The following is a 17,026-nucleotide window of genomic DNA, read 5'->3' as shown; positions in this document are numbered from 1 at the left end:
CAGCCAGAACCGCCCGATCGAGGGTTTCCGCCATGGGAGGCGGGTGATCCGAAGGAATCCGACACCGCGCTAGGCCGCTTTCAACTCTCCCTGATTAGAAGGGAGTTGAGGATGGGATGGGAGGTGCATGGAGAGAGACACCGACACCGGTACGGCGCACGCCGCGCGGATCTACGACTACATCCTCGGCGGCAAGGACCACTACCCCGCCGATCGGGAGGCGGGCGACGCGATGTGCCGTGAGTGGCCCGCGCTGCCCGTGCACATGCGGGCCAACCGCGACTGGATGAACCGTGCCGTGCGCTGGCTCGCAGAGGAGGCCGGGATACGGCAGTTCCTCGACATCGGCTCCGGCATCCCGACCTCGCCGAACATCCACGAGATAGCCCAGTCGGCGGCCCCCGCGTCGCGGGTGGTGTACGTCGACAACGACCCGCTCGTCCTCACGCTCTCCGAGGGGCTGCTGAACAGCACGCCGGAGGGCAGGACGGCGTACGCCGAGGCCGACATGCGCGATCCGGCCGCCATCCTGGGCTCCCCCGCCTTCCGCGACACCCTCGACCTCGGCGAACCGGTCGCGCTGACCGTCATCGCGATCGTCCACTTCCTCCTCGACGAGCACGACGCCGTCGGCATCGTCCGCCGGCTGCTCGAACCGCTCCCGTCGGGCAGCTACCTGGCGATGTCCATCGGTACGGCCGAGTTCGCGCCGGAGGAGGTCGGCCGGGTCGCCCGCGAGTACGCGGCCCGCGACATGCCGATGCGGCTGCGCACCTTCGCGGAGGCGGAGGAGTTCTTCACGGGCCTCGACCTCGTCGAGCCCGGCATCGTGCAGGTCCACAAGTGGCATCCGGACGACAGCGGGACGGAAGCCGTTCGCGACGAGGACATCGCCATGTACGGGGCCGTGGCGCGGAAGCCGTGAAGCGAGCCCGAAGCCCTGAGTCTTCTTGTCGACTTCGTCGGCGTCCCGCTGATCGGAATCATCACGATGCGGGAGCAGTAACTCACTTAAAGTGGCTGCTCACTTGACTACCGGCGGTCACACGCGATTGGCTCCGGCCAGCGAGAGTCACCCGGACGGCGTACGGTGCGTCGGACGGCGTACGGAGGGCTCAGCCGCGTCGTTCCGCCAGCTCGGCCGCACAGCGAGGTGCCGCACCCTCATGAACACTCCTCCCCCACCCGCCGCCCCCCGCAGACCGGTTCGTGTCGCGGCCCTCGCCGTGGCCGGCGTGCTGCTCGCGGCGGCCTGTTCCGCGTCCGGCGAGCGTTCGGACACCACCACGGACTCCGTCGGCAAGGCGAGCGGGGCCCGGTACCGGATCACGCTGGTCACGCACGGCGCGAAGGGCGACGCCTTCTGGGATTTGGTGCGCAAGGGCGCTGAGGCGGCCGCCGCCAAGGACGGCGTGACACTGACGTACGCCAGCGACCCGGACGGGGCGGGTCAGGCGGAGCTGGTGCGGGACGCCGTACGCGACAAGGTCGACGGGATCGCGGTCACCCTCGCGAAACCGCAGGCCATGCAGGGGCCGATCGCGCAGGCGAAGGCGGCCGGCATACCCGTGGTGGGGCTCAACTCCGGGATCGAGTCCTGGCAGCCCGAGGGGCTGCTGGAGTACTTCGGTCAGGACGAGAGCGTCGCCGGGCAGGCGGTCGGCGACAAACTGGACGACCTCAAGGCCAAGCACGCCGTGTGCGTGATCCACGAGCGCGGCAACATCGCCCTGGAGGCGCGCTGCGCGGGCGTGAAGAAGACCTTCGGCGGGCAGACCGAGAACCTGTACGTGGAGGGCACCGACGCGGACGCGACCTCCGCCGCGATCACGGCCAGGCTGCGACAGGACCCGACGATCGACGAAGTGGTCACCAACGGCGCACAGTTCGCGCTGATCGCGGTCAAGTCGGTGAAGGCGTCCGGCAGCAGCGCCGAGGTCGCGACCTTCGACCTCAACAAGGACCTGGTCAAGGCGGTGCAGAGCGGCTCGGTGCAGTTCGCCGTCGATCAACAGCCGTATCTCCAGGGCTATCTGGCGGTGGACGGGCTGTGGCTGTACCGGACGAACGGCAACATCAGCGGCGGCGGTGTGTCTCCCGTGCTCACCGGGCCGGCCTTCGTGACGAAGACCAATGTGGCCGCGGTGGCGAAGTTCGCTGCGGGCGGTACCCGCTGAGCGCGCGCCGGGCGACAGTTCGTCCATCACTGTCGCGAAAGATTCGATGACCCGTGGCACGTGCGGTCACTTGTACGGATAGCATCCTGTGCACCCCTTCTCTCCCCGATCACGGCCACCCCCGTTTCCCCTCTCCGCTTAGCTGATCGCCTACTAGGACGACGATGTCTCCACGGACACGTGCCCGGCGCCGTCTCGGCTCCATACGTCTCTCACTGATCCTGCTGGCACTGGTTCCCAGCGTCACCCTCGCCGCCATGTGGGGCGTGACGACGACGCAGATCTTCACCGAGGGGCTGCGGCTGCGCTCGCAGACCGAACTGAGCCGGTCGACCGGTGCGATGGGCACGGACGCCACGCTCGCGCTGCAGCGGGAGCGCAGTCTGTCCGCGGCCTGGCTGGCCCACGACCAGCGGGGCTCCAGGGCCGCGCTGGAGGCGCAGCGCAAGGAGACGGACAAGGCGGTCGCCAAGCTGGTCGGGCAGTCCGACGCGATCGACAAGGCGCCCTCGCGCATCTCGGACCGGCTGTACTCGGTGCTCGGCTCGGTCGGCAGCCTGGAGTACTACCGCGGCCAGGTCGACGACCCGACGAACATCAGCGCGGCGCAGGCGCTCGGCCAGTACGGCTCGATCATCGACGACCAGATCCACGCCTTCGAGGAGCTGTCCCAGGTCGACGACGGCGACCTCACCTCGCAGGCCGGCCCGCTGGTCGCCCTGGAGCACGCGGCCGAGCTGGTCGCACAGGAGGACGCGCAGCTCACCCTGGCGTGGCCGGCGGGGCAGTTGAGCGCGAAGGACTGGACGGCGTTCTCCCAGCTGGTCGCCACCCGGCGCTGGCTGGTCGAGGACCAGATCGTGCCCTCGCTGCAGGGCAGCGCCAAGACGCAGACCGAGCGGATCCTGCAGAGCCCCGAGTGGCAGAGCGTCCAGGACATCGAGGACCGGGTGCTGGCGGCCCGGCCGTCCGGCACCGACGGCAAGGTCGTACTGCCGGACCTGAGCAAGCAGTGGGCGACCGCCTTCGCGCAGGTCGGCGACGAGTACGGGCAGATGATCCAGGACCAGACCTCGGGTCTGCTCGACCGCAGCGCCGACAAGGCGCACAGCCTGCTGATCACCGCGGCCTCGCTGAGCGCGGGCGGGCTGGTCGCGCTGCTGCTGTGCGTGGGCATGTCCTGGCGGATCACCCGCTCGCTGTCCCGCCGGCTGCGCGGGCTGCGCGAGGCGACGCTCAGCCTGGCCGAGGAACGGCTGCCGGACGTGGTCGCCCGCCTCGACCGCGGCGAGAAGGTGGACGCGGACCTCGCGACCCCGCCCCTCGACTACGGCCGTGACGAACTCGGCCAGGTGGCAAGGGCGTTCAACAAGGCGCAGCGCACCGCCGTGCACACCGCGATCGAACTCGCCGACACCCGGCGGGGTTTCCAGAAGGTCATCCTCGGCATCGCCCGGCAGAGCCAGAACCTGGTCAACCTCCAGCTCACCAAGCTGGACGCGCTGGAGCGCGAGCACACCGACCCGGACGTCCTCAAGGGCCTGTACGAACTGGACTCCACGGCCAGCCAGTTGCGCCGGTACGAGGAGAACCTGGTCATCATCTCCGGTGAGCAGCCGCGGCGCAGCTGGCAGGAGCCGGTCGCGCTGATCGACATCCTGCGCAGCGCGGTCGGCGAGGTCGCCGAGTACAAGCGCGTGGAGGTGAACACCCACGAGGACGTGTACCTGGCGCCGCCCGCCGTGGCCGACGTGATCCATCTGCTGGCCGAGCTGATCGACAACGCGACCGCGTACTCGCCCTCGCCGGCCCCGGTCTCGGTACGGGCGGCGATGGTCGCCCGGGGCCTGGCCGTGGAGGTCGAGGACCGCGGGCTCGGCATGACGGAGGAGGACTACGCGGCCTTCAACGCCCAGTTGGCGGTGGAGCCGCAGTTCGACGTGGTCGCGCTCGCCGACGACCTCAGGCTCGGCATGTTCGTCATCGCCCGTCTGGCGACCCGGCACGGCATCACGGTGACGCTGCGCCCGTCGCCGTACGGCGGAACCTCGGCGATCGTGCTGCTGCCGCACGACATCGTCGTACGGGATCTGCCGGACCTGCCCGGCGAGGTCCTCGACGTGCCGGCGCAGGAGCCCGTCCCGCAGCCGCCGGCCGACGAGCCCGCGCTCTCGGCGCTCGCGGCCCGGCTGCGGGAGTCGCTCGACGAGGGCGGGCACGCCCGCGCGGGGGAACCCGGGCGGACGGGCCGGCACGCGGCGGGCGGGCGCACGCGGGGACTCGCCCCGCTGCCCCGCCGGGTTCCCCAGTCGAGCCTCGCCGCCGAACTCCTCGAAGGCCCGCCGGGGAGCGGGCAGAACGGTTACGACGAAGGTTTCACCGCCGAGCGCGCCGCCTCCTCGCTGGGCGGGTTCCAGCGCGGCACGCTCCGGGCGCGTGACGAGGAGGCCAGACAGCAGTACGACCAGGAGGAAGCATCCGCACCCGACGACCCGGGCGCCCGGTATCCCGCCCCGGGCACGGACGTCCCCGCCGCAGGCACCGCAGTCCCCTCGCCCCCGCCCGCCGATCGCTGACGAAGGACACCGCCATGACACGCCCCATCCCAGCCACCCATACCCAGCTGGATCAGCTGCTGACCGGACTTGTGGACCGGGTCGCCGAGGTGAACCACGCCGTGGTGCTCTCGGAGGACGGCCTGGTCGTGAGCAAGTCCACCGGGTTCCTGCGCGACGACGCGGAGCGGCTGGCCGCCACCGCGTCCGGGCTGATGAGCCTCAGCAAGGGCGTGAGCATGGACTTCCGCGGTGGTCCGGTGCGCCAGGCGCTGATCGAGATGGCCCACAGCTACCTGATCCTCACCTCGGCCGGTCCTGGTGCCCATCTGGTGGTGCTGACCAGCCAGGGTGCCGACGTGGGTGTGGTGGCGTACCAGATGAACATGCTGGTGAAGAAGATCGGTGAGCACCTGAGCGCGGCGCCGCGGGCCGGCATCGGCCCCACCGTCGATTCCGGCGCGTGAGGTGGGCGGAGGCGACACGGCAGGCCGTCTCGTACGGCCGTTCGCACTGACCGGCGGACGGACCCGGCCGAGCCGCGCCGACTTCACGCTCATCACGACGGTTACCGCGGTGGACCCGCCGCCGACCTGGGCCACCCGACCTCAGCCGGAGCACCAGCGCATCCTGCGCCGGTGTGCCGAGCCGATCGCCGTCGCGGAACTCGCCGCACTGCTCGACCTGCCGGTGAGCGTGGTCGTGATCATGCTCTGCGACCTGCTGGAAGCGGGCCGGATCACGCTCCGTCCGCCCCACCCGGTGTCCCGGAACCAGGACAAGGACCTGTTGCAGAAAGTGAGGGACGGTCTTGGCCGACTCTGACACCATCACCCGGTCGGCGCCCGACACGGTCAAGATCCTCATCGCCGGCGGTTTCGGCGTGGGCAAGACGACCATGGTCGGCTCGGTGAGCGAGATCGCGCCGCTGCGCACCGAGGAACGGCTCACCTCGGCCGGCCTCGGCGTCGACGACCTGGAGGGCATCGAGGAGAAGAAGGCCACCACGGTGGCCCTGGACTTCGGCCGGATCACCATCGGCCAGGACCTGGTGCTGTATCTCTTCGGCACCCCGGGCCAGCAGCGGTTCTGGTTCATGTGGAACGACCTCGCCCTGGGCGCCCTGGGCGCGGTCGTCCTCATCGACGTCCGCCGCCCGGAGACCAGCTTCGCGGCGATCGACTTCTTCGAGCGCAGGGGTATCCCGTTCGTCGTCGCCGTCAACGGCTTCTACGGCGAACACCCCTACCCGCCCGAGGAGATCCGCGACGCGCTGGCCCTCCCGGCGCACGTGCAGGTCCTGTTGTGCGACGCCCGCGAACGCGGCTCGTGCCGGGACGTACTCATCGCGCTGCTCGACCAGTTGATCGCCTCCGCCGTGCAGTCCGACGGAGGCGGGCAGCTCACTCCCGGGGGCCCGTGAGGGGCCGGTCCGACGGCGCGACGATCCGCGCCGTCAGGTCCGGGTCCGGCAGGTCCGGGTCGAACGGGAACATGGGGCGGCGGATGCGGTGGTGGCCGAGCCTGGTCAGGTCCTGGTCGACACCGCCCGGGGTGAGCGCCATCTTCCAGTCGGCGGCCATCGCGAAGAGCTCGGGTTCGAGATAGCCGATCTTGACGATCACGACGTCTGCCTGACGGGGGCTCAGGTCGAGGTCGGTGAAGTCGTGTTCATGGTGGTACGGCTTCCTCAGCCGGGTCAGGATCACGTGCACGGAGCCGACCCGGAGGACCACCTCGGTGCCGGCGTCGCGGTCGCCGTGCCGGATCGCGTGGACGGTGCCGGTGAGGGTGAGGGGGCCGGCGTGCCGGTCGTCCACCTCGGCGCCCGCGGTGACGGTGACGGTCGCGCCGACGCCGGCCGCGACGGCGGTGTCGACGGCCGCCGGGCCGGGCAGGGAGGCGTAGATGACGGTGGGGCCGTCCTCGTCCTTGAACTCCGGGCGGGCCAGGACGTGTTGGAGGCCCCAGGTGACGTCTCCGGCGCCGCCCGCGGTCGGGTTGTCGCCGGTGTCGCTGACGAAGTAGGGGCGGGCGGTGGAGGCGAGGGCCTCGTCGAGGCAGTCGTCGAGAGTGCCGGTCGGGGCGACGAAGGCGAAGTCGTGGCGGGCCGCCCAGAAGCGGTTCGCGAGGCTTTCAGCGCCTGAGGTCACGGCCTCCTCATCAGGTCCCGTCACGACGACCGCCGCCCGGTTGCGCGGCTCGTCGGCCCACGCGTAGCCGACCCAGATCGCCGCGTCGGTCACGCCCTCGGTGGCCTCCACGTCGTCCACCGCGGCGTACACGCTCTTCGCCGGCTCGATGCGGGTCGAGGTCTGCTCTCCGGCCAGCAGCACCGGTACGGGGATCCAGGCCTTGACCGGGCAGGGTCCGCCGGTGGCGAGGAGATCGACGAGGTTGCGGGCGGCGCGCTCCTTGGTGTCCATGGCGTCCTCGTGCGGGGCCATGCGGTAGCAGGTGATCAGGTCGCTCATGTGGACGAGGTCGCGGGAGACGTTGCCGTGCAGGTCCATGGACGTGGACACGAAGGGGTCCGGGCCGATCACTTCCCTTATGCGGGCGAGGAGTTGGGCCTCGGCGTCGTCCAGGCCCTCTACCGTCATCGCGCCGTGGATGTCGTACCAGAGTCCGTCGATACGGCCCAACCGGCCGAGTCTGTCGAGGAGTTCGGCGGTGAGTTCGGCGTACGCGGCCGCGGTGACCGTGCCGCCGGGGAGGGCCTTGCCGACGAGTGCTCCGCGCCAGTGGGCCGAGTCGTGCAGTTCGGTGCCGGGGGCGAGGAACGGGTAGCGGGTCAGGGTCTCGTCGCCGCGGAGGGGGTGGAAGGCGGGGGCTTCGGTGCGGGCCGGAGAGAAGGTGGAGGACTCTATGCCGAGGCCTGCGATGGCGATTACGGGGCGTTTCGGGGAGGACATGGGGGGCTCCGGGTTGTTCGTCGGCCGCGGGTTCGTTGTGGCTGGTCGCGCAGTTCCCCGCGCCCCTGGGTGGGTCATCGCGTCGCCGATTGGTCAGTGACCTTCTTCAGTGCGTGTGTGAGCGCCTGCTGCAGTGCGAACTGGCCTGCTCCGACCAAGCCGGCGTCGGCGCCCAGGCTCGCCCGCTCGATCACCAAATGCTTGGTGACCAGGGGATGGCAGCCCTCGTACAGCTGGCTGCGTACCGCGGCTACGAAGGGTTCGAGGGTGGAGAGGATGCCGCCCAGGTACACGGCGTCGGGGTTGAAGAAGTTGACGTTGGCTGCCAGGACCTGGCCGAGGTAGCGGCCCGCCTGGCGGACGGCCCGGGTGGCCTCGGGGTCCGCGTCCGTGGCGAGGCGTACGACGTCCTCCGTGGACGTCACCTCCAGGCCGCGCTCGCGCAGGATGCGGACCAGGGCCGCGCCCGAGGCGACCGTCTCCAGACAGCCCGTGTTGCCGCAGGAGCAGGGCGTGTCGTGGCCGGCCTCGACCCGGACGTGGGTGATCTCGCCGGCGGCTCCGGTGCCGCCGCGGTAGAGGCGGCCGTCCGCGATGACGCCGGCGCCGATGCCGGAGCCGGCCTTCACCATGATGGACTGGCGCTGCTCGGCGGGGCGGACGCTGTGCTCGCCGACGGCCATGCAGTTGGCGTCGTTCTCGATGGCCACGGGGACCGCGAAACGCTCCTCCATCCAGGCCCGTACGGGGAATCTGTTCCAGCCCGGCATGCGGGCGGGGAGCGTCACCAGGCCGGGGGCCACGTCGACCGGTCCCGGCAGGCACAGGCCCACTCCGCGCAGCAGCGGTCGGCCGTGCCGTTCGGCCAGGTCCGCGAGGGTCTCGGCCAGTCCGGGCAGTGCCGCCTCGGGGCCGTCGGCGGTCGGGAACGGGACCGTGGAGACGTCGGTGAGTCCGCCCCCGGGGAGTACGACACCGACGTGGGCGTGCCGGCCGCCGAGTTCCGCCGCGACCGCGAAGCCGTCGCTGCCACCGAGGCGCAGCACCTTCCGCGGGCGTCCGCCCGCGGAGGACACCGTGCCCTCCTCCGCGACCAGTCCGTGCTCCAGCAGCTGGCTCACGGTGAACGAGATCGTCGAGGGCGCCGCACCGAGCAGCCCGGCGATCTCCGTGCGCGTCGTGGCCTGCCCGGAGGCGAGGAGTTCGAGGACACGCTCGGCCAGCGAGGAGACGGCCGCGCCGTTCTTCCGGCGCGGCGGACTTTTTTCAGTCATGGACGAAGTAACTTCCGTCGGCGGCGTTCGGGACGATGAGCGTACGACCCATAGGCCACCTGTGCGCTTTTTTCAGATCAGCAGAAACAGGCTTTTTACAGCAGCGCGTCTGTTTCTTCGAACAATCGGGTCGTTGACTGTCCTCACCCCGCTTCCACTCCCCCTTTCTTCGAGGTGAGCCATGTCCCCTGCCCGCACGAGACTTCTCGCCGGCGCCGTCGTCTGTGCGGGCACGCTGCTGCTCGCCGGCTGCTCCGGGTCGAGCGGTACGTCGTCCGCGTCGAAGGACTCGATCAACTACGCGCTGCCCGCGAACTTCACGCCGAACTGGATCCTGCCGATCGGCACGGCCGCGCACCTGAACACCAACAACATCTCCATCGCGAACACGCTGTGGGAGCCGCTCATCGCGTACGACGGCTCGACCGGCAAGATCGCCTGGAACAAGGCCGGTTCGATCGCGACGGCCGCTGACTTCGCCGCCGACAACAAGAGCGTGAAGATCACCCTCGGCGACCGGCACTGGAGCGACGGGAAGCCGATCACCTCGAAGGACGTCGAGTTCTGGTTCGACCTCATCAAGGCGAACAAGGCGCAGTGGGCGGGCTACAACCCGGGCAAGGCGCCGGACAACTGGACGTCCTTCAAGGCCGAGGACGACACCCACTTCACGATCACCTTCGACAAGGCCTACAACCCGCAGTGGATGCTGGCCAACGAACTGAACTCCATCAACCCGCTCCCCCAGCACGTCTGGGACAAGGGCAGCCCGAAGGCGACCTGGACGTACCTCAACAACGCGGCCAAGAACATCGGGGGTTACGCCACCAACCCCCTCTGGAAGACCATCAGCGGCCCGTACCAGGTGAAGTCCTTCTCCACCGCCGGCAAGGTCGTCCTGACCGCCAACAAGAAGTACGACGGCGGCGAGAAGCCGGGCATCCCCACGGTGAACCTCCTCCCCTTCACGACGGCGGACGCGGAGAAGAACGCGCTGCGTTCGGGCACGGTCGACTACGGCTACATCGAGGCGACCGACCTCGACCAGAAGGACAGCTTCACCGCACGCGGCTACGAGGTGAAGCCGTGGTCGGGCTGGGCGATCACCTACATGCCGTACAACTTCAACAACCCGGCGATGGGCGCGGTGTTCAAGCAGCTGTACGCCCGGCAGGCGGTGCAGCGGTCGATCGACCAGACGACTCTCGCGAAGGCCGTCTTCAACGGGACGGCGGTGCCCGGCTACGGTCCGATCCCGCAGGCGCAGACCTCCGACTTCGTCTCGCCGACGCAGAAGGACAACCCGTATCCCTTCTCGACCTCGGCCGCCAAGTCCCTGCTGACGAGCCATGGTTGGGCCGAGCAGGGCGGGGTGATGACGTGCACGGACTCCGCGAAGTGCGGTGAGGGTGTCGCCAAGGGGACGAAGTTCGAGATGACCGTGCTGTCGCAGTCCGGTTCGACCGTGACCGACAACATGATGAGCGCGATCCAGTCCTCGCTCGCGAAGACGGGCATCAAGTTCTCCATCAAGACGGCACCGGTCAACTCGGTGCTCTCGCAGACCCCGCAGTGCACGGCGGGCCAGTCGATCTGCAAGTGGCAGCTGTCCTTCTTCGGCACGGCGGGCAGCTGGTACTTCAACGCCTTCCCGACCGGCGACTCGCTCTTCCAGACCAAGGGCGGCTCCAACTTCGGCAACTACTCGAACACGGCCGTCGACAAGCTCATCACCGCGTCCACGACGTCGAGTTCGAACCAGGCGGTCCAGGAGTACAGCGCGGCCCTCGCCAAGGACCTGCCGGTGATCTGGCTGCCGGAGCCCGACTACCAGATCTCCGTGATGAAGAAGGGCCTGGGCGGCTTCTCCCAGGACTCGCTCGCCAACTTCCATCCCGCGCAGTGGAAGTGGACCAGCTGAGGCATGGAGACTCTCGCCTACCTCGCCCGGCGGACGGCCCAGGCGCTCGTGGTGATCCTCATCGTCACGGTCGTGGTCTTCTGCCTGCTGCACGCGCTGCCCGGGGGTCCCGCGCGCGGGATCCTCGGCCCGCAGGCGACGGCCCAGCAGATCGCCGCCTTCAACCACGACCAGGGGCTGGACCGGCCGTTGCCCGTCCAGTACGTCTACTACCTGCGCACCCTGCTCCACGGTGACCTCGGGACGTCGTACACCCTGAACGAGGCGGTCTCGCAGCTCATCGGGCAACGGCTGCCGAAGACCCTGGTGCTGACGGTCCTGTCCGCCGTCGTCGGGCTGCTGCTGGCCGTTCCGCTGGGGATGTGGCAGGCGGTGCGGCGCAACAAGCCCGCGGACTACGTGATCACCACGCTGAGCTTCGTCGCGTACTCGACGCCGGTGTACTTCCTGGGGCTGGTCCTGGTGCTGGTCTTCACGCAGAAGCTGAACTGGTTCCCCTCGCAGGCGCCCCAAGGGGACACGCTGGCCCAGGTGTTCGCGGATCCGGTGGCGCTGGTCCTGCCGGTCGTCACGGGGGCGGCCTCCATGGTCGCCGTGTTCAGCCGGTACATGCGGGCCGCGACCCTGGAGAACCTCTCCGAGGACTACGTCCGTACCGCTCGGGCGGGCGGCTCGCGGCAGGGGGCGATCCTCTTCCGGCACGTCTTCCGGAACTCGCTGACGCCGGTGATCGCGATGCTCGGCTACTACGTGCCGGTGCTGTTCGGAGGCGCGCTGGTCGTCGAGCAGCTCTTCAACTACCCGGGGATGGGGCTGCTGTTCTGGAGCGCCGCGCAGTCGTCCGACTATCCGGTGCTGCTGGGCTGCGTGCTGGTCATCTCCGTCGCGACGGTCGTGGGCACGCTGCTCGCCGACGTCGTCCAGCGGATCGTCGATCCTCGGGTGAAGGCGGGGCACGCATGACTGCCGTACTGCAGACGGCGCCCGTCGAGCCCGTCCCCAACTACCGGGTGTCCCTGCGGAAGTTCACCCGCAACAAGCTGGCGGTCGCCGGTCTCGCGGTGGTCCTCCTGTTCCTTCTGTTCTGCTTCGTCGGGCCGCTTCTCCACTCCACCGACCAGACCCACACCGACCTCGGCCAGGTCAACCTCGCCCCCGGCGGCTCCCATTGGCTCGGCACCGACGCCGTGGGGCACGACGAGCTCGGGCGGCTCATGTACGGCGGGAAGGTCTCGCTGCTCGTCGGGCTCGCGGCCGGGATCCTCGCGACGGTCATCGGGACGCTGTGGGGTGCGGCCGCCGGGTACGCGGGCGGCTGGGTCGACGCGGTGATGATGCGGGTCGTGGACGCCGGGATCGCCATCCCCGCGCTGTTCATCCTGCTGGTCGTGTCCGCGATCACGACCCCGGACACGGCCGGGCTGATCCTGGTGCTCGGGCTCGTGTCGTGGCTCGTGCCGTCACGACTGGTGCGGGCCGAGACGCTGACGCTGAAGAGCCGCGACTACGTGCTGACCCTGCGCGCGACCGGCGGCACGCACACGCGGGCGGTCACCCGGCACATCCTGCCCAACTCGGTGTCCACGATCGTCGTCGCGGCCACGTTCCAAGTCGCCGACGCGATCCTGCTCGTGGCGTACGTGTCGTATCTGGGCCTGGGCGTGCAGCCGCCGAAGACCGACTGGGGCGGGATGCTGTCGGCCGGTCTGACGGCTGCGTACTCCGGGCGGTGGTGGCTGATCGTTCCGCCGGGTCTGGCGATCATCCTGGTGGTGTGCGCGTTCAACGCGATCGGGGACGGGTTGCGGGACGCCTTTGATGTGAGGGGGCGCGGGTGAGTTCCGCGGAGAGTGTGCTGGAGATCGGGAATCTGCGGGTGGACTTCGCGACGGACACCGGGGAGGTGCCTGCGGTATGTGACATATCACTGCACGTGCATCCAGGTGAGACCCTCGCCCTGGTGGGCGAGTCCGGCTCCGGCAAGTCCACCGTCGCCCTGGCCGCCATGGGTCTGCTCCCCGGCAACGCCCGCGCGACGGGCAGCGTCACCGTCGACGGCACCCAGGTCGTCGGCGCCGGCGAGGTCGAACTCGCGCGCCTGCGCGGCCGTACCGCCTCGATGGTGTTCCAGGAACCGGCCACCGCGCTCGACCCGCTCACCCGGGTCGGCGCACAGATCGCCGAGGTCATACGCAACCACCGCCCGGTCGGCCGGGCCGAGGCCGCCCGCGAGGCGGTCGAGCTGCTGCGCCGCGTCGGCATCCCCGAGCCCGAGCAGCGGGCCAGGGCCTTCCCCTTCCAGCTCTCCGGCGGGCAGCGGCAGCGTGTCGTCATCGCGATGGCGATCGCCAACTCGCCGGCGCTGCTGATCGCGGACGAGCCGACGACCGCCCTCGACGTGACCGTCCAGGCCGAAATCCTGGATCTGCTAAGGGAGTTGGCCTCCGACTCGGGCACCGGCGTACTGCTCGTCACCCACAACATGGGCGTGGTCGCCGACTTCGCCGACCGGGTGGCCGTGATGCTGAACGGCGAGATCGTGGAGACCGGGCCGGTCGAGGAGGTGCTGCTGCGGCCCCGGCACGAGTACACGCGGAAGCTGCTGGCGGCGGTGCCGCGGCTGGTGTTCCAGGGCGAGGATCCGGCCCCGAAGGAGGACGCTCCGGTGGTGGAACTCCGCGATGTGCGCGTGCGGTTCGGGCGGGGGCCGCGGGCCGTACGGGCTCTCGACGGGGTGAGTCTCGATGTGCGCCCCGGCGAGACCGTGGGCCTCGTGGGCGAGTCCGGTTCCGGCAAGTCGACGGCGGCCCGGGTCGCCCTGGGCCTGATCCCGCCGGACTCCGGAACGGTGTCGCTCTTCGGCACCGACCTGGGGCGTTCCCGGGGCCGGAAGCGGCGCGCCCTGCTGTCGGGTGTGGGTGTGGTGCTCCAGGACCCGGTCGCCTCGCTCGACGCGCGCATGAGCGTGGCCGAGTGTGTCGCCGAGCCGCTGCGGATGCACCGGCGCGGAATGTCGGCCGCCGAGCGGCGGGCCAGGGTCGCCGAGGTGCTCGAACTGGTGCGGCTGCCCAAGGAGTTGATGGGGCGCGGCCCTCGTGAACTGTCCGGCGGTCAGCGGCAGCGGGTGAGTCTCGCCCGCGCCCTGGTCCTCGAACCGCGGCTGCTGGTCGCGGACGAGCCGACGAGCGCGCTGGACGTCAGTGTGCAGCGCACGGTCCTGGAGGTGATCGCCGAGTTGCAGCGCGAACTGGGCTTCGGCTGTCTGTTCGTCTCCCACGACCTGGCCGTGGTGCAGCAGTTCGCGCACCGGGTCGTCGTCATGCGGGCCGGGCGCGTCGAGGAGCAGGGCCCGACCATGTCCACCCTGCTGCGTCCGGAGAGCGAGTACACCCGGCGGCTCATCGCGGCCGTGCCGGTGCCGGATCCGGTGGTGCAGCGGCGGCGGCGTGCCGGGGTCACCGTATGACGGCCCTCGTCGCGGGCGTCGACATCGGCGGCACGACCACCCAAGTGGTGCTGTGCGCGGTCGACTTGACGGTCACCGACCGGCTGGAGGTGCCGACCCCGGCGGCCGAGGGCGGGGCGGCGATGGTCGGGGCCGCGCTGGACGCCGTACGACTGCTGCTGGACCGTACGCCCGGGCGGCTGCTCGGGGTCGGGGTCGGGGCGGCCGGGGTGGTGGACGCGGGGGCCGGGCGGGTGCTGGTGGCGAGCGACTCGTTCCGGGGGTGGGCCGGATTCGAGGTGACGGCGGAGGTGGAACGGGCGCTGGGCGTACCGGCGTTCCTGGACAACGACGTCAACGCGTTCGTGCGCGGTGAGGCGTTGGCCGGTGCGGTGGCGGGCGAGCCGGATGTGTTCGGGATGACGCTGGGCACGGGGGTCGGCGGGGCGCTGTGGCTGAAAGGCGCCCTTTACGACGGGCCGCACGGCGCTGCGGGCGAGATCGGGCATGTGCCGGGCTTCGGTGAGCTGCCGTGCACCTGCGGCGGGCGCGGGCATCTGGAGACGCTGGCCTCCGGCCGTGCGCTCGCCGCCCGTTACGGCGAGCGGACCGGCCGGACGGTCACCGCGCGGGAGGTCGCCGAGGCGGCCGGCCGGGGGGATACGGACGCGGTCGCCGTGTGCGAGGCGGCGGGCGCCGGAGTGGCCCGGGCGATCCTGGTCACGGCGGGGCTGCTGGACGTCACGACGTTCGTGGTCGGCGGGGGCGTCAGCCGGTCCTGGGCGCTGATCGAGCCGGCGATCCGGCGGGCGCTGGCCGCCGAACCGCCGGTGAGCGGACGCCCGTTGCGGGTGCTGCCTGCCGGGCTCGGCGGGGACGCGGTGGCGGTGGGAGCGGCGGCCCGGGTGCGGGCGGAGCTTGATCCACACAGGGGCGCCAAAGGTGACGGCAAGGTGAACGACGAGAACCAGCCAAGCGCGACCGTGTGATTGACGCACACCCGTCACATCTCTACCTTCTGATCGACTTACCGAACTTCGTTCGAAATATCGGTCATCGGGCATCCCCCGCACGCCCCTGGAGAGCACATGAACGCCAGATCGGACCACCCCCTCCCCCGCACCTCCCGCCGCTCCTTCCTCGGCATGGCCGCGACCGTCCCGCTGGCCGCCACCGGCGCGCTGGCGCTCGGCGCCGGAGCGGCCAGGGCCGCCACCAACTCGGCGTACGTCATGTGCTACTTCACCGAGTCGCCGGACATGCTCGCCGCCAACTACGGCCTGCACCTGGCCGTCAGCACCGACGGTCTGCAGTGGACCCCGCTCAACCAGAACGACCCGGTCGCCACCCCGACCGAGGGCTCCCTGGGCCTGCGCGACCCCTTCATCCTGCGCAAGCAGGACGGCACGTTCGTGGTGCTCGCCACCGACCTCAAGGGCACCGACTGGACGTACGTCAGCCAGTACATCCACGTCTGGGACTCCACCGACCTGCGCAGCTTCACCGGCTACCGGCGGATGAAGGTGCACAGCATGGACACCCATGCCTGGGCGCCCGAGGCGTACTGGGACGCGGGCCGCGGGCAGTACGGCGTGATCTACTCGGCCGTGAACTCCAGCGGCCACAACGTGATCATGGTGAACTACACCGGCGACTTCGTGACCGCCTCCGACCCGCAGGTCTTCTTCGACCCCGGCTACGACGTCATCGACGGCGACCTCGCCGTCGGCGTGAACGGGGTCAACTACCTGTACTTCAAGAAGAACTCGACCCTGGTCGGCGCCAAGTCCACCTCACTGGACCCGGGCAGCTTCACCGAGTTCAGCACCGCCGTCTCGCACAACGGCACCGAGGCGCCGACGCTGGTCAAGTCGCTTGCGTCGAGCTCGACCTGGTACCTCTGGGGCGACACCTGGTCACCGAACGGCGTCTTCTACGCCTGGCAGACCAGCAGCCTCGCGGCCGGCACCTGGACGGCCCTCGACCAGAAGACGTACACCCAGCCGCTCAACTCCAAGCACTGCGGCATCCAGCCGATCACGTCCACCGAGTACAACAACCTGGTCGCCAAGTGGGGCACGCCCGCCTGGAACCGGCTCAAGTCCTACAACTACCCGGCGCGTTACGTCCGGCACAGCAACTTCGTGGGCCGGATCGACGAGTACGCCTTCGACCCGTACACCGACTCGCTGTGGAAGCTGGTGCCGGGGCTCGCGGACAGCGGCGGGGTGTCCTTCCAGTCGGTCAACTACCCGACCCGGTATCTGCGGCACTACAACTACGCGCTCCAGCTCGACGTGAACGACGGCACGTCGACGTTCGCCGGCGACGCGACCTTCTACAGGACCGCGGGCCTGGCGGACTCCTCGTGGGCTTCGTTCCGCTCGTACAACTATCCGACGCGGTACATCCGCCACTCGAACTACGTCCTGCGCATCGACCCGATCTCCACCAGCACCGAGCAGCAGGACGCGACCTTCTACGTCGGCTACTGAGCACGGACGGGCGCGGGCGGCCCCTTTTCCTCAGGGGGCGCCCCCGCCCGGGGGGGCGGGGGGGGCCGGGGCGCCCCCGCCGGGGGGGGGGCCCCCCCGCGGCCACCCCTCCCTTCGGTTTTGGGGGGGGGGGGGGGGGGGGGGGGGGGGGGGGGGGGGGGGTGGGTGGGGGGGGGGGGGGGGGGGCGGGGGCGTGAGTGCTGGGGGCTGCGCCCCCAGACCCCGCTTCGGCCCTTAAGGGGCC

The 17,026-nt window shown here is 70.4% G+C and carries 14 protein-coding genes; 12 read left to right on the top strand and 2 right to left on the bottom strand.

The annotated features are described in order from the left end of the window. Nucleotides 1-127: 127 nt before the first annotated feature. From ABZ848_RS43400 to ABZ848_RS43375, 6 genes are all read left to right on the top strand, one after another. Complete coding sequence (locus tag ABZ848_RS43400; RefSeq protein ID WP_360841059.1) at nt 128-925, top strand: SAM-dependent methyltransferase; 798 nt, start codon at nt 128-130, stop codon at nt 923-925. A gap of 241 nt (nt 926-1,166) precedes the next feature. Continuing rightward, entirely contained in the window at nt 1,167-2,177 is a 1,011-nt protein-coding gene (locus tag ABZ848_RS43395; RefSeq protein WP_360841057.1) for a substrate-binding domain-containing protein, read from the top strand. A gap of 164 nt (nt 2,178-2,341) precedes the next feature. Continuing rightward, nucleotides 2,342-4,753, top strand: a complete 2,412-nt coding sequence (locus ABZ848_RS43390; protein WP_360841056.1) for a nitrate- and nitrite sensing domain-containing protein — start codon at nt 2,342-2,344, stop codon at nt 4,751-4,753. Nucleotides 4,754-4,767: 14 nt separating this feature from the next. After that, the gene (locus ABZ848_RS43385) at nt 4,768-5,199 is read left to right on the top strand and encodes a roadblock/LC7 domain-containing protein (protein WP_360841054.1); all 432 of its coding nucleotides are present in this window, start codon (nt 4,768-4,770) and stop codon (nt 5,197-5,199) included. Between the two features lies 1 nt (nt 5,200). Beyond that, nucleotides 5,201-5,557, top strand: a complete 357-nt coding sequence (locus tag ABZ848_RS43380; RefSeq protein ID WP_360841052.1) for a DUF742 domain-containing protein — start codon at nt 5,201-5,203, stop codon at nt 5,555-5,557. Then, complete coding sequence (locus ABZ848_RS43375; protein ID WP_360841050.1) at nt 5,544-6,155, top strand: ATP/GTP-binding protein; 612 nt, start codon at nt 5,544-5,546, stop codon at nt 6,153-6,155. The genes ABZ848_RS43380 and ABZ848_RS43375 overlap by 14 nt, the downstream gene beginning before the upstream one ends. On the opposite strand, the gene ABZ848_RS43370 is transcribed toward ABZ848_RS43375, so the two are convergent. Further along, a complete protein-coding gene (locus tag ABZ848_RS43370) occupies nt 6,136-7,647 on the bottom strand; it encodes a M81 family metallopeptidase (protein WP_360841048.1) in 1,512 nt (503 codons plus the stop codon). The two genes, ABZ848_RS43375 and ABZ848_RS43370, sit on opposite strands and share 20 nt — an antisense overlap. Before the next feature lie 74 nt (nt 7,648-7,721). Then, nucleotides 7,722-8,921 carry an ROK family transcriptional regulator gene (locus ABZ848_RS43365; protein WP_360841047.1) on the bottom strand — a complete coding sequence of 400 codons (1,200 nt, stop codon included), beginning with the start codon at nt 8,919-8,921 and terminating at the stop codon, nt 7,722-7,724. 181 nt (nt 8,922-9,102) lie between these two features. Here ABZ848_RS43365 and ABZ848_RS43360 point away from each other — a divergent pair, with 181 nt between their 5' ends. The 6 genes from ABZ848_RS43360 (at nt 9,103) to ABZ848_RS43335 (ending at nt 16,782) form a co-directional block, all read left to right on the top strand. After that, complete coding sequence (locus tag ABZ848_RS43360) at nt 9,103-10,842, top strand: peptide ABC transporter substrate-binding protein (protein WP_360841046.1); 1,740 nt, start codon at nt 9,103-9,105, stop codon at nt 10,840-10,842. Nucleotides 10,843-10,845: 3 nt separating this feature from the next. Next, nucleotides 10,846-11,805, top strand: coding sequence for an ABC transporter permease (locus ABZ848_RS43355; protein ID WP_360841044.1), 960 nt, complete (start codon nt 10,846-10,848; stop codon nt 11,803-11,805). Continuing rightward, the gene (locus tag ABZ848_RS43350; protein ID WP_360841042.1) at nt 11,802-12,680 is read left to right on the top strand and encodes an ABC transporter permease; all 879 of its coding nucleotides are present in this window, start codon (nt 11,802-11,804) and stop codon (nt 12,678-12,680) included. The genes ABZ848_RS43355 and ABZ848_RS43350 overlap by 4 nt, the downstream gene beginning before the upstream one ends. Beyond that, a complete protein-coding gene (locus ABZ848_RS43345; RefSeq protein WP_360841040.1) occupies nt 12,677-14,308 on the top strand; it encodes an ABC transporter ATP-binding protein in 1,632 nt (543 codons plus the stop codon). The genes ABZ848_RS43350 and ABZ848_RS43345 overlap by 4 nt, the downstream gene beginning before the upstream one ends. After that, nucleotides 14,305-15,276, top strand: coding sequence for an ROK family protein (locus tag ABZ848_RS43340; RefSeq protein WP_360841039.1), 972 nt, complete (start codon nt 14,305-14,307; stop codon nt 15,274-15,276). Before ABZ848_RS43345 ends, ABZ848_RS43340 begins: the two co-directional genes overlap by 4 nt. 99 nt (nt 15,277-15,375) lie before the next feature. Then, entirely contained in the window at nt 15,376-16,782 is a 1,407-nt protein-coding gene (locus ABZ848_RS43335) for a glycoside hydrolase family 43 protein (protein ID WP_360841037.1), read from the top strand. The last annotated feature ends 244 nt before the right edge of the window (nt 16,783-17,026 follow it).

Origin of the sequence: Streptomyces sp. NPDC047081, from assembly GCF_040643775.1 — a bacterium.
Lineage (GTDB): Bacteria > Actinomycetota > Actinomycetes > Streptomycetales > Streptomycetaceae > Streptomyces.
The sequence above is the reverse complement of the archived record's forward strand: the minus strand, read 5'-3'. Positions and strand labels throughout refer to the sequence as shown.